Origin of the sequence: Pontiella sulfatireligans (assembly GCF_900890705.1) — a bacterium.
Lineage (GTDB): Bacteria > Verrucomicrobiota > Kiritimatiellia > Kiritimatiellales > Pontiellaceae > Pontiella > Pontiella sulfatireligans.
In genome coordinates this window covers 2,657,643-2,679,635 of sequence record NZ_CAAHFH010000001.1, presented here as the reverse complement: position 1 = coordinate 2,679,635, position 21,993 = coordinate 2,657,643, and the positions used below count along the sequence as shown (strand labels likewise).

The 21,993-nt window shown below is 55.4% G+C and carries 13 protein-coding genes; 9 read left to right on the top strand and 4 right to left on the bottom strand.

What is annotated here, in order from left to right; genetic code table 11:
- Positions 1-300 precede the first annotated feature (300 nt).
- Positions 301-1,233, bottom strand: a complete 933-nt coding sequence (locus SCARR_RS08990; protein WP_136061213.1) for a hypothetical protein — start codon at positions 1,231-1,233, stop codon at positions 301-303.
- Entirely contained in the window at positions 1,234-2,733 is a 1,500-nt protein-coding gene (locus SCARR_RS08985; protein ID WP_136061212.1) for a CBS domain-containing protein, read from the bottom strand.
- 378 nt (positions 2,734-3,111) lie between these two features.
- Here SCARR_RS08985 and pyrF point away from each other — a divergent pair, with 378 nt between their 5' ends.
- The 3 genes from pyrF to SCARR_RS08970 all read left to right on the top strand — a co-directional run bounded on the left by pyrF (position 3,112) and on the right by SCARR_RS08970 (position 5,448).
- The gene (gene pyrF, locus SCARR_RS08980) at positions 3,112-3,804 is read left to right on the top strand and encodes an orotidine-5'-phosphate decarboxylase (protein WP_136061210.1); all 693 of its coding nucleotides are present in this window, start codon (positions 3,112-3,114) and stop codon (positions 3,802-3,804) included.
- Positions 3,805-3,918: 114 nt separating this feature from the next.
- Complete coding sequence (locus SCARR_RS08975) at positions 3,919-4,716, top strand: phosphoribosylformylglycinamidine synthase subunit PurQ (RefSeq protein WP_136061208.1); 798 nt, start codon at positions 3,919-3,921, stop codon at positions 4,714-4,716.
- A 132-nt stretch (positions 4,717-4,848) separates the two neighbouring features.
- Positions 4,849-5,448 carry an ECF-type sigma factor gene (locus SCARR_RS08970; protein WP_136061207.1) on the top strand — a complete coding sequence of 200 codons (600 nt, stop codon included), beginning with the start codon at positions 4,849-4,851 and terminating at the stop codon, positions 5,446-5,448.
- Between the two features lie 86 nt (positions 5,449-5,534).
- Here the strand turns inward: SCARR_RS08970 and SCARR_RS08965 are convergent, their stop codons facing one another.
- Together SCARR_RS08965 and SCARR_RS08960 are read right to left on the bottom strand one after the other, a co-directional pair.
- Complete coding sequence (locus SCARR_RS08965; protein ID WP_136061206.1) at positions 5,535-6,857, bottom strand: hypothetical protein; 1,323 nt, start codon at positions 6,855-6,857, stop codon at positions 5,535-5,537.
- Between the two features lie 162 nt (positions 6,858-7,019).
- Positions 7,020-7,202, bottom strand: a complete 183-nt coding sequence (locus SCARR_RS08960; RefSeq protein ID WP_136061205.1) for a hypothetical protein — start codon at positions 7,200-7,202, stop codon at positions 7,020-7,022.
- Positions 7,203-7,470: 268 nt separating this feature from the next.
- Here SCARR_RS08960 and SCARR_RS08955 point away from each other — a divergent pair, with 268 nt between their 5' ends.
- The 6 genes from SCARR_RS08955 (at position 7,471) to SCARR_RS08930 (ending at position 21,975) form a co-directional block, all read left to right on the top strand.
- Complete coding sequence (locus tag SCARR_RS08955; RefSeq protein WP_136061203.1) at positions 7,471-10,530, top strand: serine/threonine-protein kinase; 3,060 nt, start codon at positions 7,471-7,473, stop codon at positions 10,528-10,530.
- Positions 10,531-10,756: 226 nt separating this feature from the next.
- Positions 10,757-12,157: a choice-of-anchor Q domain-containing protein gene (locus tag SCARR_RS08950; protein ID WP_136061202.1), complete on the top strand. Its 1,401-nt coding sequence runs from the start codon at positions 10,757-10,759 to the stop codon at positions 12,155-12,157.
- A gap of 160 nt (positions 12,158-12,317) precedes the next feature.
- Positions 12,318-13,718, top strand: coding sequence for a choice-of-anchor Q domain-containing protein (locus tag SCARR_RS08945; RefSeq protein WP_136061200.1), 1,401 nt, complete (start codon positions 12,318-12,320; stop codon positions 13,716-13,718).
- A 158-nt stretch (positions 13,719-13,876) separates the two neighbouring features.
- Positions 13,877-14,683: a hypothetical protein gene (locus tag SCARR_RS08940; protein WP_136061198.1), complete on the top strand. Its 807-nt coding sequence runs from the start codon at positions 13,877-13,879 to the stop codon at positions 14,681-14,683.
- 194 nt (positions 14,684-14,877) lie between these two features.
- Complete coding sequence (locus SCARR_RS08935) at positions 14,878-17,052, top strand: FG-GAP repeat protein (RefSeq protein WP_168433158.1); 2,175 nt, start codon at positions 14,878-14,880, stop codon at positions 17,050-17,052.
- A gap of 381 nt (positions 17,053-17,433) precedes the next feature.
- A complete protein-coding gene (locus SCARR_RS08930; protein WP_136061195.1) occupies positions 17,434-21,975 on the top strand; it encodes an RCC1 domain-containing protein in 4,542 nt (1,513 codons plus the stop codon).
- The last annotated feature ends 18 nt before the right edge of the window (positions 21,976-21,993 follow it).

The following is a 21,993-nucleotide window of genomic DNA, read 5'->3' as shown; positions in this document are numbered from 1 at the left end:
AACGCCTCCTGCCAGCTCGCCCATATGGCGATGCCCAACCGCTGGTTCAACGAGATCGGGCTATACCCAGCCGATCAAGTAGAGACCGGAACGCTTTCCCCGTTGAATCGGGGATAAAAGTAGACAGGAGCCGTGTACGAGGTCCGTACGCACGGTTCTGTGAGAGGAACAAGGCTGAGCTTAATCACTCAGCCTTGTCCTACTCGATTTTCGGGTTTTGATGTGGCGCCGGATTCCGATCCGGCGTCTTCCGCAAAAGGGAGCTGGATCGGAATCCGGCCCCGCTCAAGGCTGAGCGGCTTATTCTTCTTCTTCAGGTTCTTCGGGAATGGGATCCCACGAAACCTTGTCGGACAGGGTGGAGGGGTTTGTGGTTTCGCGCCAGACCATTTCGCCTTCAGGGCCTTTGATGCCGATGCGCACCCAAACTCCAGTGGTCCTCCCTTTGCGCCGCCGTCCGTGGTCGCTCCATTCGCCAAAGCCTTCTATTTCTGTAGTTGTTTCTTCTTCTTCGTCATCGCTTTCAGATTCCGATTCAGTCTCGGAGACGAGCGAAGTGCGGTCGATTTGGTGATCAACGATGGGGGCGCATTCTGAATAGAGCACCACCTCTTCGAGCGGGATGAGCACGGGGACGGTTTCGGAAAGAAAACGGACTTTGTTGGTGGTGACGGTGTCGGTGTACTCGTTGTTCTCGCTGTTGAAGAGGTTGTCGGGAATGACGTAGTATTCCTGCTCGTAGAAGAGTTTGCTTTCGACGACGATGTTTTCGATGGGAAACTGGTTTTGGTTCCGCAGGACAATTTCGAACCCCTCGCCTTCGAGATAGAGGGCGTTGTATTCCTCGTAGTCTTCGATCATTACCAGGTTGTGCGTGGGCGTTTGTTTGCCCGGCAGCTGAACCACATCCATGAAATAGGGCGTGATGTTCTGCTCGTGCTTCAGGCTCGCCCACCGGGACTTGTTGAGGGTGGTTTTAAAGCGCATGGTGGAGAGGAAGCCGTTGAGTTGGTTCCATAGCAGGATGTATTCCTGATCGGCTTCGGAGAAGGTATCGAGCGGCACCCTGCCTTTTTCCTCCAGCAGGACGATGTGCTCTTTGAAGTCATACTTTAAAATGCGGTCTTGGAGGGTTTTTCCTTCAGAATTGGAAAAGGTGTGCAGTTCATCCTCTGCGAGGGCCGAGCCGGCCATCAGGCCAATGGCGAAAGAAAGGAGCAAGAATTTGTTCATTTACAGTTCCTCCGTTTCTTCGCTTTCAATCAGCTGAAGGACGTCGTCCGCATCCTGCATGAGCAGGTTGTCGACCGCCGGCATGCCCTCGAGGTAGCGGAAGCGGCCTTTGACCATTTTGGTCAGGTTCTGAAACTTCGCATCGGAAGTCATCATCGATGCGGCCGCGGTGGAGTTGCGTGAAAACCCCTCGCCGGTGAGCATTACAAAGTTGAGTTGTGGGAATCCTTTTTGCCGGTAGTTGTCCATAACCATCACAAAGATGGTTTCGAGCACTTCGTCGATTGTGTAGCGCGTTTGCGCCGGGCTGGCGCCGACCTCTTCCTGATCGGCGACTAGCGGTAGTTCGGGCAGTTCGACCTCGTTGTTTAAGAGGATTTCGTCCCAGTCCCGCACGACCTTGGGCTGCATTTCGGCATCGATGCGCGCTTGGTTTTCGAGCTCCAGCATTTTAAGGGCGATCGCGCGCATTTGGTCGAATTCGGCCCTGTAGAGATCCATGTCTTCTTTGGCGTCTTCTTCTTCGAGGAAGTAGGCCGCGCGCTTTTGCTGGTATTCCTCAAAGACGCTGGTGTTGAGGAAGTAGGAGATGCCTTCCTCCATGGTGGTGACATTGCCCCAGTCGGAGGAGAGCAGGAAAATAATTTCGGGATTGAGCTCAACGGCCGCTTGGAGCCCCTTGAGCCAGCCGGTTACATCGCGCTGCTCCATGGGAACGTCATACGCTTTTTTCGGCGCATAGTTGGCCATGCCGTCCAGTAGGCCGACTTTCGCGAGATTGGTGTTGATGCCGCCAATCCACTCCAGCACGTTGGTTTTGGCCGCCGGGGTGGCGGGCACCATTCCTTGGTTGAAGAGGGCGACTTGGCTGCCGTCGTACAGCACCACGTTGAAGAGCGTGGCCGAGCGCATGTTGCCTATGACTTCGTGCAGATCCTCATGTACCATGCTGTACGATTCCGCGCCGCCACGCTCGTCGTAGAGCATGGCCTTGGAGGTGTCGACCACGATGGCGATCTTCTCGGCCTTGCCTTTGGTTCCGAAGAAATCGACGGCTGAGACGCCGAAGGAGACGTCGCGGTATTTTGCGCTGAATTCCAGCGAACGGTCCATTTGCACAAAGTTGGTGTAGCCGCCCTTGAAGGTGGGCATCGGCGCCATTTTCAGATATTCACCCTGTTCGGGAATATTGACCATTTGCGGGGCGTTGGCGGTGATCCGCGAGGTGGTCTGCATCTTGGGCTTGCTCATTTGTTCAATGAACGGCTGGGCCTTGACCGGCATTTGCAGCTTGCGGCGCTCCAGCTTGGGCTTTTGCTCCTCGATCTGAAAGCCGGCGCTTTTCTTCTTATAATACTTCAGCGCCACCATGCTTCCTGCCGCAAGAATCAGCACCACATGAATGGCGATGCTCATGAGCGCGGCGCTGGAGGCTACGATTCGTTTTTTCTTTTTCTGAACTTCCATATCGTCCCGGTCGCTTGTTTCATTTTTATGCATGCATTACGACTCAAGAAACAATAGTCGAAGCCTCTAGGGAAAGTCAAAGAAATCAATGCGCATAGCAACCTCCCCGTAATCTTACCACTTTCCCCGTCGCAGCGATTTAGCGCCCATCAAACACCTTTCGGCAACTGCGTTCCCTGGCTTTAGAATCTCTGCGCGCTCTCAGGGGGGGCTTTTATTTGCAAATCCCCGATCAATTCGAAACCTTTTTTTTTCGGGGTGCGGGGTTTCCAAACTGGGCATTTTAATTTACAGCCTGTTTCGCAAGAATCTATTCTTCCTGTGCGTGGAAAAATCCCGCCGTAAAAAGTTCCAGCCCATGGGCGTTTTCTGCTAGTTTTCCGAACTTTGGAACGCAGAAAGGATTTTCTTATGAATAAAGCTGAAATTATCGTGGCGCTCGATGTGCCGAATGCTGAGGCCATGGAGGCAAAACTCCAGGAAATGCCCGACTTTATTGAGTGGTACAAGGTTGGGCTGGAAATTTTCTGCGCGGAAGGCCCGGCTGTGCTGGAACCGCTGAAACGGCGCAATAAGAAGATCTTTCTGGATCTTAAGCTGCACGATATTCCGCGCACCGTCGGCAATGCGGTCAAAACCGCCGCCGCACACGGGGTAAATTTGATGACCGTCCACGCCATCGGCGGACGGGCCATGCTCGAAGAAGCGGCCAAAGCCGCTGCCAAGTGCGAAAATCCGCCCAAACTGGTGGCTGTAACGACGCTGACCAGCCTGAGTCAGGAAGATTTTGTCGATCTAGGAATCAGCCGCACCGTTTCTGAACAGGCCGTTGAACTGGGCCGGTTGTGCATGGCGTCGGGAATCGACGGCATGGTGACGAGCGCGCACGAAGCCAAGGCGCTGCGCGAGGCTTTCCCGGACGCCCTGCTGGTGGTTCCGGGCATCCGTATGCCGGAAGGCGACGTGGGCGATCAGAAGCGCGTGGCTTCTCCGTCGTTCGCTGTCGAGCAGGGTGCAACACATCTCGTGATCGGACGGCCGATCCTGCAGGCCGAAGATCCGTCCGCCGCTGCAACGGCAATGTTAAATGATATGAACAAATAGAATTTCGATTTTTAATTGCTGCTTTTTGATTTTCGGGTCTCCGACGGCCTTTTTTTAGAGCCCAACGGCAATTGAGTTCCATAAATCAAAATTTAAAAACAAGGAACATACACGATGAGTACGCCGAAGATTTTGATTATTACGGGATACGGGGTGAATTGCGAGGCAGAGTCCGAGCATGCGTGGAAGCTGGCCGGCGCGGAGCCGGAGCTGGTTCATCTAAACGATCTGCTGGACAACCCGGATCAGCTGGAAAACTTTCAGACCATGATGTTCATCGGCGGCTTTTCCTACGGCGACCATATGACCAGCGGCCACGTCTTCGCCATGCGCGTGAAGCACCACATGCAGACGCAGCTGCAGAAGTTTATCGACGACGGCAAACTGATCATGGGCATCTGCAACGGCTTCCAGGTGATGACCAAGATGGGGCTCCTGCCCGGCCTTGATGGCCGCTATTTTGAACCGACCGTTTCGCTGATGCAAAACGACTGCGGCACCTTCCAGAATTTCTGGTGCGACATCTGTTTTGAAGACAGCTCCCCGTGCGTCTTCACGAAAGGCCTCGGCACGCTGCCGCTGCCGATCCGCCACGGCGAAGGCAAAATCTTCACGCTCGACAACGCCTTGCTCGAAAAGATCGAAGCAACCGGCTGCGTTGCTGCGCGCTATGTTGATGCGGACAATAATCCGACGCTGGAATTTCCGGCCAACCCGAACGGCTCGCTCAACGCGATTGCCGGACTGACTGATCCGACCGGCCGCATCTTCGGCATGATGCCGCACCCGGAAGCCTACCTCTTCCCCGAAAACCACCCCAACTGGGACAAGCAAAAGCTCGACGGCAACCTGCCGGAGAAAGGCCTCGGCCTCAAGCTGTTCCAAAACGCCGTGAATTATATCGTCGGCTAGTAGCAAGACGGTGTTGAACCATTCGCATGTAAAGTGAATGGAATAGTGTTCTTTTTATATAAGATTTGCGGTTTTTCTTGTTGTCAGCCCGATCCCGAAGAGTACGTTAAAAGCTGCTTGGAGGGGCTGGAAATGGCCGTTGCTTCACAACAGAAAAAAGCTGATCCGAAAACCGTTTGTGAGATCACCCAAATTCTGGGGGCAGAGGGGCTCGATGGTTCGGAAGCGACTGCGGCGCTGATGCCCCTCATCTATGAAGAGTTGCGCCACTTGGCGGCCTACCGCCTGTCGCAGGAAAAGCCCGGACAAACCTTGCAGACTACCGCCTTGGTGAACGAGGTCTATCTCCGGCTGGTTCAAGATCCCGATGCGCACTGGGAAAACAAGCGCCACTTCTTTGTCGCCGCTGCCGAAGCCATGCGCCGCATCCTTATCGAGAATGCCCGCAAAAAGAATTGTCAGAAGCGGGGCGGCGGTTGGCGTCGCACCGAAATGGATGTCGCGAACGTAAGCGTCAACGATCCCTCGGACGAAGTGCTGCAGGTTCACGAGGTGCTCGACCAGTTTGCGGAGGTCGATCCCGAGGGCGCGGAACTGGTCAAGCTGCGCTTCTTTGCCGGGCTCACCCAGCAGCAGTGCGCCGACATCCTCGACATTTCCAAGCGCACCGCCGACAACCGCTGGGCCTTCGCCCGCGCCTGGCTCTTCCGCGCCATCAATGACGGTGAATAAGGTTGGGTTGATGTCGGCAGAGGCGGCGACCCCGTTCATTGCATGCGGAGTCACCGCCTCCGGCTACAGTTTTCACATTCCGGCAACTATTCCACGGGAACGTAGACATATCCCGCACTAAGAATCCAGCCATTGTCGTTTATGTCGTTTAGAGCATTCCCTGCTCCATGGTCAGGGACGAAATCTCTGAAATCATATATTACTCCTTCATCGAACAGAAAGGATCGCTGGAGAGCTATCTTCCACTTCCCATTACGGTAATAGTCGTTCTTAGCACCGAATAAGCCAACAATCTGGCCGACATTGTTGATGCTGGCTGCGCTGACATATTCCGTCTGATCCACAGGCTTTCCGAGATCAACAGGGGGAGCGGTAGCATTTGCCCATAGGACTGCACATCTATCATCCCAGTCAGTCCAGTCGCTTCCTGCAATCTCCCCGAAATCATTGATGTCCCCGGCTCTAGCTGTCCCGCCATCCTTAAGAGGCTTTAGGGCCTTGAGGAGATCATTGATGCCATCTCCGTTGCCATCGGCGAACCACGGATTCCCATCTCCGTCTGGATCATCATAGTCGGGGGTTAGAGCAACGCCTTCACTGAAGACGACAGTTCCATATTCATTGATGGCTCTGGGTTGATACCCCAAGGTATCAATCAAGTATGCGAGATCGTTGATCCCGTTCCCGTCGTCATCTGCATACCATGTGTCGGCGACACCATCCCCATTGCGGTCATCCGGAGCAACAACGTAACTGCTCAGGATGTTCCACCAGTTATCACCGGACCAATCCTCAATGTTGTCATAGTCCTCGCAGTCGGCAATCACAGCCAGTCCTGAATCGTTGATGGCACAGCTTTGGCTTAGATCGTTCGCATCGGGATTCCAGAGTTCTGACATCGCTCCATCACTGTTCCAGAATACAGCCCGGTGGCACCAATTCGTCCAAGGTTCCTCTGGGAACCAATCGTTTGTGAAGACGACATCACTCCATGTAATGTGCGCACCGGCAATCTGGTTGAGGTTGTTTATAAGGAGGCCTCCATATCCCGCGTACGCTTCGTTTGTTCCCACCACAACAACATCATCCGCCCGATAGCTCACGACTCCCTCCGCATTCACATACGGCGGCAGGAGAACGATATATTCACTGTTGTCCTCCGATATACTGGTTGCAAATGTTCCTGCAATAACCCCGAGGTCATTGATGGACGTTGTGGTGTAACCCAGTTGCTGGGGTTGCGGTTCAATATCAACCCGCTGGTAGCTGATCGGCTGCTCCGGGGGTGGTTCTGGCGGAGGCTTCGGTTTGCCCGGCTTTCCGCCTTTGGCAGCCAAGCTTTGCGAGACCGGCCAGAGCAGCGCGAGCGCCAGGCCGAGCCCCATCATGTTTAATGCTTTCGTTTTCATGGTTCTGCTCCTTTCCTGCTTCATAGCAGGTCTTGTGGGAAATCCCGGAATCCACCCGGCGGGGGCGCCCGCTCTCAAAATGAATTGCCTCGGGTTCCCTTCATTCCATAGATGCGCGGGTTGCGAAAAAAGTGCGCACCTCAGATCGGGGATATTCCGGCATCAATCCGGTGAGCGGTCATCTCGCTCGGGTACGGAGGAGGGGGGCTGCGGTTCGGCTGGTTTGGCAGCCCCTGTTTTATGCTCCTGCGAGTGGTAGTGCATTGAGGGGATGAACAAAGGCTGATCATCACGTTCCCAAGCCCCCGGCCCCAACCCCGACATAGCGGTCCATTTTATGTTCATTGTCCTGCTCCTTGCCTGCCTAGTTGCAGGCTTTTGGGAAAGCCGGAACCATTTGGTTGGTCGCCCTCTGGCCCTGCTTTCCCCTTCACTTAATAGATGCGAATTCGGGATGAAAAATGCGCAAAAAAGATGATGTTGCCGGATTGCGTGATGTCTTTCGCGGGTATAGCCTCCGTTTGTCAGCAGGGCGGGGAAAGTGCATTATATTTTTTTCATCGGCTGCGCAAAAACGGCGCGTTTGCCGCATGTACTGTTTAGGTGGAAGGATATGGATCCAAACAAACAGTCGATTGACCGGATGCGGGAAATCTTTACCGAGGCCCGATCGATTTCAACGGGCAATGCGCGGGAAGAGTTTCTCAATGAAGCGTGCGGGGAGGATGGCAGCCTGCGCGAGGAGGTTGAAAGCTTGCTCAAGGCCTACATCACCACCGAGGGATTCCTGAGCCGCGATGCCGTTGGCGAAACGTTGGTCGACTGCCCCGACCTGGTGGGCATCACCATCGGCCACTATCATCTCGAGGAGCTGCTGGGCGAAGGCGGCTTTGGCGAAGTCTACCGCGCCCAACAGACCGCACCGTTGCGGCGCGAGGTGGCGCTGAAGATCGTCAAGCTGGGGATGGACACCAAGGAGGTGCTTGGCCGGTTCGAGGTGGAGCGCCAGGCGCTTGCCCGCATGGATCATCCCAATATTGCCCAAGTCTACGATGCCGGCGTTGCCGAAACGGGCCGCCCCTATTTTGTGATGGAGCTAGTGCGCGGCGTTCCCTTTCTCGAATATTGCGACCGGCACCGGCTGCCGCTGTCCGAGCGGATCCAGCTGTTCCGGCAGGTGTGCGACGGCGTCCAGCATGCGCACCAGAAAGGAATCCTCCACCGCGACCTCAAACCCAGCAACATTCTCGTGTGCGAGGAAAACGGAAAGCCGCTGCCGAAGGTGATCGACTTTGGCGTCGCCAAGTCGCTGGAGGGGCGGTTGACCGACCAGACGCTGGTCACCATGAAGGAGCGGGTAATGGGCACGCCGATGTATATGAGCCCGGAGCAGCTCGGGCACGACATTGCCGATATCGACACGCGGACAGACATCTATTCTCTGGGCATCATCCTCTACGAGCTGGTGGCGGGAACCACCCCGTTGCAAAGCGAGCTGCCCAACGGCATTTCTGAAATACGGCGGCTGCTCGAAACGATCGATCTGCCCCGGCCGTCAAAGCTGTTTCATGCCATGGGGGCTCAAGCCTCCGCCATCGCCCACGGCCGGAAGCTACGACCGCAAACACTCTACAACCTGCTGCGAGGGGATCTTGACTGGGTTGTTATGAAGGCCATTGAAAAGGAGCGCGACCGGCGCTATGGCGATGTGGGTGCGCTGTCCCATGATCTGGAGCGCTATCTCAACCACGAACCGGTTTCGGCCGGTCCGCCGAGCATGGCCTACCGGACGAAAAAATTTATCAGGAGGCACCGCGTCGGGCTGGTTGCCTCCGCCTGTGTCAGCATAACGTTGATTGCCGGTGCGTGGATCTCCACCCTTGCTTTAATGCGCGCCGTCCGCGAAGCCGAGCGGGCCAGCCTGCAGGAATCGCGCGCGATGAGCGCCTCCGAGCGCGCCCAGCAGCAGGAGCTACTCGCCGGTCAGGCATCCGACCGGGCGCGGCGGCAGACGAGCCTCGCCGAGGCTTCGCAGCAAAACGCCACACTTCAAAGCGAACGAGCTATGCACGAAGAAGAACGGGCAACGCTGGAGGCTGACCGCGCCCAGCGGAAGCAGGCCCTGGCCGAAGCCGCATTCGGCTTCCTGACCGATGAACTGCTCCTTCGCGCCGATCCGGCCGAAGAACCGGACCGCGACATCAAGCTGCGCACCGTTGTCGATCAGGCGGCGGAACGACTGGAGCATCACTTGTCCGGCCAACCGTTGGAAAAGGCCCGTATCCACCAAATGCTGGGGAGCCTCTATTTGCGCTTGGCCGAATACGACAAAGCCCGCAAGCATGCCGACGAGTCGGTGCGGCTGATCCTCGATACGCTGGATCCGGACGATCCCAAAACGCTCGCCTGTCTGCACGACCAGGCCGAGGTGATGTTCCGTCAATCCGAGTATAAGGAGGCCGAAGCGCAATTCCGCCGTGTATTGGAGAATCGCCGTCGCGTGCTGGGTTCCGACCACCCCGACACCTTGCTGACGCTGCGCAGCCTGACGGTCAACCTCTACGCCCAGGGGCGGCATGAGGAGGCCGAAGAAAAGTTCCGCACCATACTGGAAATGCAGCGGCAAGTTCTTGGCCCCGAAGATCCCGAAACGCTGCAGACGCTGAACAACCTCGCCTTAGTACTCAGCGGGCGCGGCGTGTATGCAAAGGCCGAGGAAATCCATCGCACTGTGCTGGAATCCCAACAACGCATTCTGGGCGCCGAACACCCGGCCACCCTGAAAACGCAGCGCGGTCTGACCCAGGCCTTGCGCGGGCAGGGCAAGGATGCTGAGGCGGAAGCCGTTCAACGTACCATGCTGGAAGTCCAGCAGCGCGTGCTGGGCCCCGACCATCCCGACACCTTGGATTCCATGCACAACCTTGCCAGGGCACTATGCGCCCAGGGCAAGCGCAACGAGGCCGAACCGCTCTTCCGCAAGCTTGTCGAAATCCGGCAGCAGCAAACCGGCGCCGAACATCCACAGACGCTGGAGCATATGCGCGAGCTCGCCTGTGTGCTGGGCCGTCAGGGGCAATACGGGGAGACGGAAGAAATCAACCGCACAGTGCACTCGGCATGGAAAAAAATCCGGGGTACGGAGCACCCCGAAACGCTGGATGCACAACACGCGTTGGCCCATGTGCTTTTCGAGCAGGAAAAATATGAGGAAGCCGAAAAGCTGGCCCGCAGCGAACTCAATATCCGGAAGCAGATGCTGGAATTTGACCATCCCGATACGTTGGAAGCGATGGAGCTGCTGGCCAGCATCCTGCGCGACCGGGGACGTTATAAGCTGGGCGAGCAATACTACCGCCGGTTGATCTCGCTCCGAGCAAAGACGGCGGGAGCCGAGCATCCCAAGACGCTCGAAGCGCAGCATCAACTGGCGCTCACGCTGCACAATCAGACTGCGTATCCTCAAGCCGAGCAGCTGTTGCGCCAAATCTTGGAAACACAACGACGCGTGTTCGGCGAAAGCGATCCCCAAACGCTGAAAACCATGGGCGCCCTCGCCAGCGTGCTCCGCGCCCAGAACCGGTATGCGGAAGCCGAGCAGTTCGACCGCCAAATCCTCGAACTTCATGGGCAGAAAGTTGAACCACGGATGAACACGGATGAACACGAATAGATATAGGAACGGATATTCTGTTTCGCCGGGAAGCAGGCGGAACGCCTGCGACACAAGATTCGTCCCGCCGACATCTTGCCGGCTTGTTGTATCGCAGACGTCCCGCCTGCTCGGGGCAATGGCATGCCTGTTCCTCCTCTGCGCAACCAACTCCGTCACCGCCGGCACACACTATGTCACAGTCAACAGCACCAATCCGAGCGCCCCCTACACCTCATGGGAAACGGTGGCAACCGACATCCAGTCCGCCGTGGATGCTGCATCAGATGGCGACACCGTGCTGGTAGGCGATGGCAAGTATCATGTTTCCAAGCCTATACAGATTCAAAAAAGCCTGACGGTACGAAGCAGGAATGGACGAGATACTGCAATCATCGATGCAAATAGGAGTTGCCGGATTTTCCAAATTAACCTTGGACGCAATCCCTCATCCGGTTCAGTTGCTCTCGAGGGACTAACAATAACCCAGGGTTTTTCAAAAGGCCAGGGAGGGGCGATTATTGCAAGTGGTGAGTGGCCTCTGCGAATATCCAATTGCATTGTGGAAAATAGCGAGGCCGGTGACAATGGCGGGGGTATTTATGTGATCGTGCATAACAAAACAGCGAATTCGGTCATAATCGAAGACTGCTTTGTTCGGGAAAACCGGGCGTCCAACTGTGGAGGAGGCATCTATCTTGGAGCATGGGATGAAGCTAAAGGCGATATTGGTACGATTCTAATCCAAGGGTGTTTGATCGAGAAAAACGAAGCTAAAGGAGCAGGAGGCGGTGTGTGCTGTACGGGAGGAGTGATGGCTTCGATGGAGGTTTCCGATTGCCGTATATCCAAAAACTCTACTGTCTCAGGAGGTGGGGGTGGAATAGTGTTGGGGGTTCATTATCAAAGAGGAAGGCTTGCTGAAAACAACTCTGCCGACAACAGAATTGTGTCCTGTACAATCGCGGATAATAGTGGCGGGGGCGTGATATTAAACCCTCATGAATGGCAGAAAACAGTGGTGCTCAACTCCATCGTTTATCAAAATCGTATGGGATCGGATATTGATCCTCGGTGCATCGTCAGCAACAGTTGCGCCCGCAATGTTTCGAGCGGCAATGGTAATGTCAGCGACAATCCAAAATTTATGAATGCAAAGATAGGCGACTATCGGTTGCAACCTGACTCGCCATGTATCGACGCTGGTTCCAATTCCTACACCAACTCCATCACTGACCTCGACGGCAACTCCCGGATCATGGACGGCGACCGCGACGGCGAAGCTGTGGTGGACATGGGGGCATATGAATTCCAGGTCATTAACGTGGTGATCGATATTAAGCCTGGTTCCAAAAGCAACTCTATCAATCTCAAGTCCGGTGGCCTTTTGCCGGTGGCGATTCTGACGACTGGAACCTTCGACGCCTCCACCGTCGATCCCGCCAGCGTGTGCTTTGCCGAAGCCGTATCCACCCACCGTGAGTTGCAGGACGTTGATGCCGACGGCGATGTCGATCTGCTCCTCCAGTTTCAGCGAAGACGGCTGAAGCTGGGTAAAGACAGCACCAAGGTGTTGCTGACTGGGGAGACCAAAGATGGACAGTCGTTTATCGGCAACGGTGAAATTGCGATCACACACGGGAAGTAGCATGAGACCACGGAATACACAGAACACACGGAATGGAATGACGGGATACCCGGTTGGCGTTGGTGTAGGACGTGCCTCTTTTTCCAAAGGGGCGCGTTTCCGTCAACTGGGTTGCGCGCGCTCTGCGAGCAGAGAAGCACGCCCTACAGTATTAAATTCCTTGGCCATCATCATCGGAACGGCATGGCTGCTCGTCGCCACCACCACTTTCGCCGACACACATTATGTCGACATCAACAGCACCAACCCGATCGCCCCGTATACCTCGTGGGAGTCATCGACGACCAGCATTCAGGATGCGGTGGATATTGCCGAGAACGGCGATACGGTGCTGATTGGTGACGGAACATATAACGTCACCTCCCAGATCGAAATCCGTACAGGCTTGACCGTGCGTAGTGTTAATGGATGTGACAAAACGATTGTTGATGCCAACGGGAACTGCCGAGTGTTCAGAATTATCATTACCAAAACCGATAGAACCGGCCCTGTTGTGGTGGAGGGATTCACCATGACGGGCGGTGATGCCATCGTAAAAAGCAACGCTATCGGCGGAGGGATTACGGTGCGCGGCTCCGCGCCCATAAAAATTGCTGACTGCATTGTTGAGGCTAATGACGCCCGGTGGGGTGGCGGTATATATTTCGAGGTGGGCACGGGGGAACATGTTTCCGCTGTTGTTGAAAACTGTATCATCCGGAACAACAGGGCAAAGAACTCTGGTGGAGGTGTCAACGTGGCTTTAAGGGAAAAAGCCACCAGCGAGATCACCATACAGAATTGCAACATCTATAGTAATTCTGCCGAGGTAGACGGCGGTGGTGTATGCGTATTTGTTAACGATAAATATCCAGAAAATAAAGTAATCAACTGCACCATTGTATGGAATCGTGCCCTAAACTATGGCGGTGCAAAGAATATCGATATCTACAATTCAATTATTTACGGCAACAGCACTCCGGACATCGGTGGGGAACAAAAGAAGTTGCGAGTGTTCAACTCTTGCTCCCCCAGTATCGACCGAAGCCATACCGGCAATGTCGGGAAAAAGCCTCGGTTTGTGAATGCCAAGAGGGGCGACTATCGTCTGCAGCCGGACTCCCCCTGTATCGATGCCGGTTCCAATATCCACACCAACCAAGCCACCGATCTCGATGGCAACCCTCGGATCATGGACGGCGACCGCGATGGCGACGCGGTGGTGGATATGGGCGCGTATGAATTTCAGATCACCAACGTGGAGATCGACATCAAGCCCGGCTCCAAAAGCAAATCCATCAACCTCAAGGCCGGTGGCCTTTTGCCGGTGGCGATTCTGACGACTGGAACCTTCGACGCCTCCACCGTCGATCCCGCCAGCGTGCGCTTTGCCGAAGCGGCTCCCGAACGCCGCGTGCTGCAGGATGTGGATGCCGACGGTGATGTCGATCTGCTCCTCCAGTTTCAGCGAAGACGGCTGAAGCTGGGTAAAGGCAGCACCAAAGCGCTGCTGACCGGGGAGACCAAAGACGGACGGCCATTCATCGGTGGGGATGCTGTTACGGTTTTGCCGCCCCGCTGAACTTAATGGCATGGCCTTTGTTGTGGCGCCGGATTCCGATCCGGCGCCTGTAGCGTCAGGGGCGCCGGATCCGAATCCGGCCCCGCGCCTCGCCCTCCTTGCGCATTTTTCGTCTGGAATGCGCATGTATAAGTAGAGGGGAAAATAGGAGGTGCGCCATGAAAACATGCCAATACAGCAGTTCGCTGGTTCTGGGCGTCGGGCTCTTCGTTGCAGCTGGCCTGTCGTGGGCGGAAGAGCCCTGCCGCGTCTTTACCGACGTAAAAGGCCGCAGCGTTGAGGGGCGCTTACTGGAGTTCAATGCCAAGCAGCAAACCGTAACCATTCAGCGGGAAGACAACCAAACATTCGAAGCCTCGCTGGCTGTTTTTTCCGATGCCGATCAGCAGTATGTTCGGAAGCAGTGGTTTCAGGATGCCATTAAAGTCAGCGCTGAGTTGAAGGATTTCGGCCGCGCCAAGACGTTCAACGACCTGCTCTACAAACCCGAGAACATCACACGTTCAGGATATGTCATCTTGCTGGAAAATGGATCGGATGTCGGACTCGTCGATATCGGCATCGAATATTGCATATACTATCGGCAGTACAGCGGCTCCCCAGGGCATTGGATGGTTACGGAGGGCATACAGTGCGGACGTCTAAACGCGCCTTTTGTGCCGGCCGGAGCCCATCATGACCTGATGACCGTTCCGGTTATGCTCTACATGGATCCCAGTGGCGGAAATGGCGAGATTCAGGGCATTTGGGGCCGCGCGGCCGCAACCCTGCCGTCGGGAGAACAAATAAAGCGGGAATTCCGCAATCCCGCCCATATCGGAAAAGGCAAAGGGTGGCCGAAGACCACCGTGCTGGCGGGGCTGAACGCGGAGCTGGTGAAGCAGAGAGAAGCTCTCCTGCCTCCACATAAAAGGACGCGCCGTCCTGTTGTTTATAAATGGGGCTCGAAGAGCGCTTCTCGATGACCCTGTGCGCGGGTGTTCTCTCAGAATTCCTCACATCCAACATCTTTTTGCGCATTCTGCGCTCCAATCGCGCATGTACTAAATGAAGGCGAATAGATCTCTTTAAACCCGTACGGAGGTGTGAGATGAAAACGAGGATTAGCATATTCTTGATGGCAGTCTGCTGTGCCACATGTACAGCTTTGGCGGGAGGGATGCAACAAGTCGGACCCGGTGAGGTACCACAAGAATTGAGCGCCGAAGACTGGACGGCAATCCAAGAAGCTTACCTCAAGGCTTCCAATACCGACGCAGGCGACCATTTTGGCTGCTCGGTGGACTTTTCGGGTGACACGGCGGTAGTTGGCGCGCGGCGGGAAAGTAGCAGTGCCACAGCAGTGAACGGCAACCAGGCCGACAACGGTGCAGAATGGGCCGGCGCTGCCTATGTGTTTGTGCGCAGCGGAACCAACTGGCAGCAGCAGGCCTACCTCAAGCCCTCCAATACTGATGCTTACGATTGGTTTGGTAACAAAGTGGCGATTAGCGGCAACACCATCGTGATAGGCGGTGCTAACGAAGACAGCATTGCTAAAGGTGTCAACGGCAACCAAACCGACAACAGCGCCTCTGGTTCAGGAGCCGCCTACGTGTTCGTGCGCTCTGGCACAAACTGGAGTCAACAGGCCTACCTCAAGGCTTCCAACACTCAGGCAAATGACCGGTTTAGCTATTCGGTTGCAATTTCGGGCGACACCATCGTGGTCGGTGCCGACTCGGAAGACAGCAATGCCTCCGGCGTAAACGGCGTCGAGTCCGACAACAGTGCCATTAGCTCCGGCGCCACCTATGTATTCGGACGCAACGGTTCAAACTGGTGCCAACAAGCCTATCTCAAGGCTTCCAATACTGAGGCATATGATCGGTTTGGCTATTCGGTTGCAATTTCGGGCGATACCATCGTGGTCGGCGCCTATGCAGAAGACAGCAATGCCTCCGGTGTAAACGGCAACCAGAACGACAACAATGCCAGTGGTTCAGGTGCGGCCTATGTGTTTGTGCGCAACGGCACGAACTGGCTCCAGCAGGCTTATCTAAAAGCCTCCAACACAGAAGAGGGTGATTCATTCGGTTGCAGTGCGGCCATTTTGGGCGATACGATTTTGGTGGGTGCAGAGAACGAAGACAGCGCAACCAGCGGAATGGGTGGCAATCCATCTGACAACAGTGCCACTAGCGCCGGAGCAGCCTATGTGTATGTGCGCACGGGTACGAACTGGAACCTGCAGGCCTACATCAAGGCTTCTGATACTCAAGCAGGAGATGTGTTTGGCCGGTCGGTGGCAATGTCGGGAAACAATATGGTCATTGGCGCTCCCGGAGAAGATAGCGGTGGTACATCCGCCGGGGCGGCCTACGTGTATGAGCGAACCGCCACAACCTGGATCCACCAAGCCCGTCTCAAGGCATCCTATCCTGCGAACTACCATGGTTTTGGCAACCAAGTGGCACTTTCGGGCAATTGCCTTGTGATCGGTGCATATGGGGAAAATAGCTCGGCCACTGGAGTGAATGGAAACCAGAACGACAACAGTGCAATCCATTCCGGCGCGGCCTATGTTTTTTCGGGGGGATATCTGGATACCGACGACGACAGGATTCCCGATGCATGGGAACTCTTGTATTTCAGCAGTGCGACCGGATGTATTGCATCCGGCAACGCAGACCTTGATCCGCAGAGCAACTACGAGGAATACATTGCCGGAACCGATCCCACCAATGCGGCGACTTTCTTTGCCGTCGCGGTTTCGAATCAAGTCGATGGTTTCGTGATCCGGTGGACTGCCGTCGAGGGTCGAGTCTACCACATCCTGCGGGGTTCCGACCTGATGCGTTGCCTCCAGCCCTTGGTGTACGGGCTGGCCTATCCGCAAAACAGCTACACCGACAGCGTCCACAACGCCGCTTCGTGCGGATATTATCGCGTCATGGTGACTCTGCCCGATGCCGACGATGCGGACGGCGATTGCCTGCCACACATCTGGGAGGATCTCTATTTCGGGGATGAAGCATTGAGCAATCCCCATGACGACCCCGACGGGGACGGCCACGACAATATCCGCGAATACATTTCCGGAACCGATCCAATCAGCAAGGCATCCTGCTTCACCATAACCCATGTCGATCACAACCCGGGCGCAGGTGGCTACGTGGTGCAGTGGGAATCCGTCTCAAACCGGCAATACAGCATTCTTTGGACGGATACCCTGTCCGGTCGTTTCCAAACCTTGGAAGCAGACATCGAGTTCCCGCAAAACAGCTACACCGACACCTTGCACGGGGCAAGAGACAACGGCTTCTACCAACTGGAGGTGGAACTGAAGGAATAAATCCAGAATGGGTTGCGCATTCTGAGCACCAACTGCGCATGTACTAAATGAAGGGCGAAATATGTAGTTTTTTTGGAAAACCCGAATTGTGGAGGAAAGAGCCATGAAATCGTCAGAAAAAACCATTATTGCCGGAGCCGTGTGCTTAGCCTGTTTCATCAGTCAGGTTTGGGCGAACACGCACTATGTGGATGTCAATAATGCGACCCCATCTGCTCCTTACACTTCTTGGGAGACGGCGGCGACAACAATACAGGATGCGATTCACTCCCATATAACCTGTATGCGGGATCAAATATCAATGGAGATACCATGATATTTATGAACGGGAGACACGCCATAACTAAGTAAGTAGTAAAGGCCACACATAAGGAGAGAAAAATGAAAAACCTCATTAGCTTCGCTTTGGTTTTGCTGCTGGCAGGATCGAACGCCCGGGGCATCGTCTTTTTCGAGGCGGACTTTGAGTCGGGCACCTCTGCAAATACCGGCACAATTACCTACAATGCCGGATACAAAGTTCAGGTGGCTGTGGCCAGTGGTCCAGATGCGACTTTGGGAAGCCAGGTGCTGCTCACCGATCCGTCCACCGACGGAAGCGCGGCCACGGACATTACTCTGACGCCCACAAGTGCGGCACCGTTGTCCGGCGGCCAGTCGGCGGTGGTGTCACTGGATATGGCATCGCGGCGCACCTACGGTGATACAAAAAGTTTCTATCTGACGGGTTACGATTCCGACGACAACATCATCTTCAATTTTGTCATGGCGGAGCTTGACGAATTTGGAAATGACAGCGGCGATCGCCAGCGCCCCGGATATGCCGACGGGAACGGGGCCTATGCGTTTACCTCCAACCTGGTTTCTGCGGGTGAGAGTCCCGGACCCTATTGGTGGGGCTATGACGGCTCTCCCGCGAGCTTTGATTTCTCAAAAGACGCACATGTTGAAATTTCGGTCAATTTCGGCGGATGGTCTGTTTATACGATAAAACAGGACGGAACCACTGCGGCGCGGACCACCACGTTGGATACCTACGACGGCGGCACCTATTCGGAACTTGCCTATGTTAAATTAACCGGCGAGAGCACCGAGGCCGGGGCATATTTCGACAACATCATTCTTCGTGCCGGCAACGACAGCGACGACGACGGGCTGTCGGATTACACCGAAATCAACACCTACGGCACCGATCCGCTTGATCCAGACAGCGACGATGATGGTCTTTCAGACTATGATGAGATTTATACGCATGGAACCGATCCACTGGCACGCGACAGCGATGGCGATACGCTTTCGGATGGATATGAAGTAAATGTGCATGGAACCGATCCACTGGATGCCGATACCGATGATGACGGTCTCCCGGATCTGGAATGTCCTCACATCATCGCATGGGGAAATAATACCTCAGGCCAATGCGACATCCCGGCTGTGTTGACCAATACGCTGGAAATTGCAGCAGGGTATTATCACAATCTGGCTGTGCAATCCGATGGCCGTGTGGTTTCCTGGGGAAATAACAGTTACGGTGAAACGAACATTCCACCAGCGGTAAGCGATGCCATGACTGTCGCTGGAGGGAATAGCTATAGTGTGGTGGCCCTGGCCGATGGCAGCATCGTGGCATGGGGTAGAAATGCCTTTGGGACCACCAATGTCCCGGCATCGGCATCCAATACCGTAATGGTATCGTCAGACGAGTTTCACAGCCTGGCCCTGCGGTCGGATGGTCATGTTGAGGCGTGGGGATTTCCAACTTATATCAATGTCCCGGCGTCGGTCACCAATGCCGTGGCTGTTTCAGCAGGCTATCGGCAAAGCCTGGCCCTGCGGTCGGATGGTCATGTTGAGGCATGGGGCAAAAATGATTATGGCCAATGCGACGTTCCGACATCGGTCACCAATGCCATCGCTGTGGAGGCAGCCGGACTGCACTGCTATGCGTTGCTCGACGACGGCACCATTGCGGCATGGGGAACCAATTTTTACGGGGTGCTCGATATCCCTGAAACCGCCACAAATGTAGTCTCCATGTCCGCAAGTTCATCGCACACGCTCGCCATACTGTCGGACGGTAGCGTCATTGCATGGGGTACGAACAATTACGGTAAATGCGACGTACCCGACTCTGTTCATCATGCCGTGGCCGTGGGGGCAGGCGCGTGGCACAGCTTAGCGCTGTGCATGGGTGATCCGCTCAATCCTGACACCGACGGTGACGGCCTGCTTGATGGAGGTGAGGTGAACATTTATGGAACGGATCCGTTAAATGCGGACACCGATGGTGACGGCATGCCGGATCTGTGGGAAGTCAATAATGGATTGGATCCGTTGTCGGATAATGCTGCCTTGGATCCCGATGGAGATGGCTTGGGCAATGCGCAGGAATATTCCCATGGAACCGACCCCCTAAGTTCCGATACTGACGGTGACGGCATGGATGATGGCTGGGAAGTCGATAACGGACTAGATCCGTTGGCAAATGATTCCGGTCTAGATAGCGATGGGGATGGTTTGAAAAATGGACAGGAATATACCCGTGGAACTGATCCGTGCGATTCCGACAGCGATAGCGACGGACTTTCGGATGGGGTCGAGGTCAATATTTGCGGAACCGATCCGCTGGATGAGGATACCGATGATGACGGGCTTGGTGATCTGGAACTAGCGGAAGTTGTTGCGTGGGGGAATAATAGCTATAGCCAGTGTAATGTCCCCTCCTACAAGACGAATGCAGTAGCAATGGCAGGTGGCGGGAGCCACAGTCTGGTGCTACTGTCTGATGGCTCGGTGGTGGCGTGGGGAAGGAATGATTATGGCCAAACCGATGTTCCCTCCCATGTAACCAATGTTGCGGCGGTGGCTACCGGATCTCAGTACAGCCTAGGGTTGTTATCCAACGGTACGGTGGCGGCGTGGGGAAGGAATGATTATGGCCAAGCTGTCATACCTCCCAGCGTGACAAACGCGATATCAGTAGCTACTGGAGGTTACCATAGTTTGGCATTGCTAACGAATGGAACAGTGGCGGCGTGGGGAAGGAATGACGATGGCCAAACCGATGTTCCCTCCCATGTAACCAATGCGGTGGCGGTGTCTGCCGGAGGTGCCCACAGCCTAGCGTTGCTCTCTGACGGTACAGTAGCGGCATGGGGAAACAATTATGCTTTTCAGACCACTATCCCCTCCTATGTAACCAGCGCGGCGGCAGTGTCTGCCGGGGGTAACCACAGCCTAGCGTTGCTCTCCGACGGTACAGTGGCGGCGTGGGGATCGAATCTTTATGGTCAAACCGATGTGCCCGTTCACGTAACCAATGTGGTGGCTGTGGCCTCCGGGTATTTCCATAGCCTGGCGCTTTTAGCGGACGGTTCGGTGGCAGCATGGGGATGGAATGACGATGGCCAAACCGATGTTCCTTCTCACATAACCAATGCCGTGGCAGTAGCATGTGGCGGGGAGCACAGTTTTGCGTTGCTCTCCGACGGCACAGTAGTGGCATGGGGGAACGATGCCAGTGGTCAAGCCAATGTGCCAGGCTCCGTAACCAGTGCGATAGCGGTGGGGGGCGGATCGATGCACAGCCTGGCGTTGCTCTCCGATGGTGTGGTGGAAGCATGGGGTCATAATGGTTCTGGCCAAACCGATGTCCCCTTCCTTGCAACCAATGCGTTGTCGGTGGCGGGCGGGTCGTCCCACAGCCTGGCGCTGTTGGCAGATGGGACAGTAGTCGCGTGGGGGCAAAAAGATTCAGACCAAATTGATGTACCCTCCCTCGTAACCAACGCGGTAGCGGTGGCGGGCGGATCGTCCCACAGCCTAGCGCTGTTGGCAGACGGGACAGTAGCTGCGTGGGGCAACAATTGGTATAGCCAAACCAATGTCCCCTCCCGCGTAACCAATGCAGTGGCGGTGGCGGGTGGTGAAGTCCACAGCTTGGCGTTGTTGTCCGATAGCACGGTGGTTGCGTGGGGGAGTAATAGTTATGGACAAACCAATGTCCCTGCCCACGTAACCAATGCGGTCGCTGTGGCGGCAGGTGGGAGCCACAGCCTGGCGCTGTTGGCGGACGGCACAGTAGCCGCGTGGGGAAACAATGACGACGGCCAAACCGATGTTCCTGTCCACGTAACCAATGCGGTGGCGGTGGCTACCGGAAGTAGCCACAGCCTGGCGCTGTTGGCGGACGGCACAGTAGCCGCGTGGGGTTTGAATGATGACGGCCAAATCGTTGTACCCTTCAGTCTGACAAAAGCGATAGCAGTAGCTTCCAAAGGTAGCCACAGCTTAGCGTTATGTTTGCTTGGTGACCCAACCGATCCGGATAGCGATGATGATGGATTACTCGATGGTGAAGAGGTCAATATCCATGGAACTGACCCAAACGATTCAGACAGTGATAATGATGGATTGCTCGATGGCGATGAAGTCAACATCTACGGAACCAATCCCATGCATTCTGACAGCGACGCCGATGGTATGCCGGATGGCTGGGAAGTCGATAATGGGCTGAATCCTGTGGCAAATGACCGGGATCTGGATGCAGATGGTGACGGGTTGAATAATTTTGAGGAATACTCATTGGGCACTGACCCACAGGATGTGGATACCGACGGTGATGGCTTCGACGACTTTTTTGAAGCCAACGATCCTGCTTTGTCACCCACCGTAGGCAACACGTCTATCGTAAACTACATCCATGACAATGGCTCTGCCTTCGACCTCTACTCCTCAAATGCCGTGCTGGACGTTGCCATCGGGCAACTGCTGATCGAAACCGACGGCGGAACGGTGTGGCTCGATCTTCAGCTGGAGCAATCCGAAGACCTGATTATCTGGACCAATGCCGGAGATGCCATCTTCTGGAGCATTTCCGCCGATCCGGACAAGCAGTTCTTCCGGGTGCGCGCCGGGCAGTAGAAAAACAAAGGAGGTGCG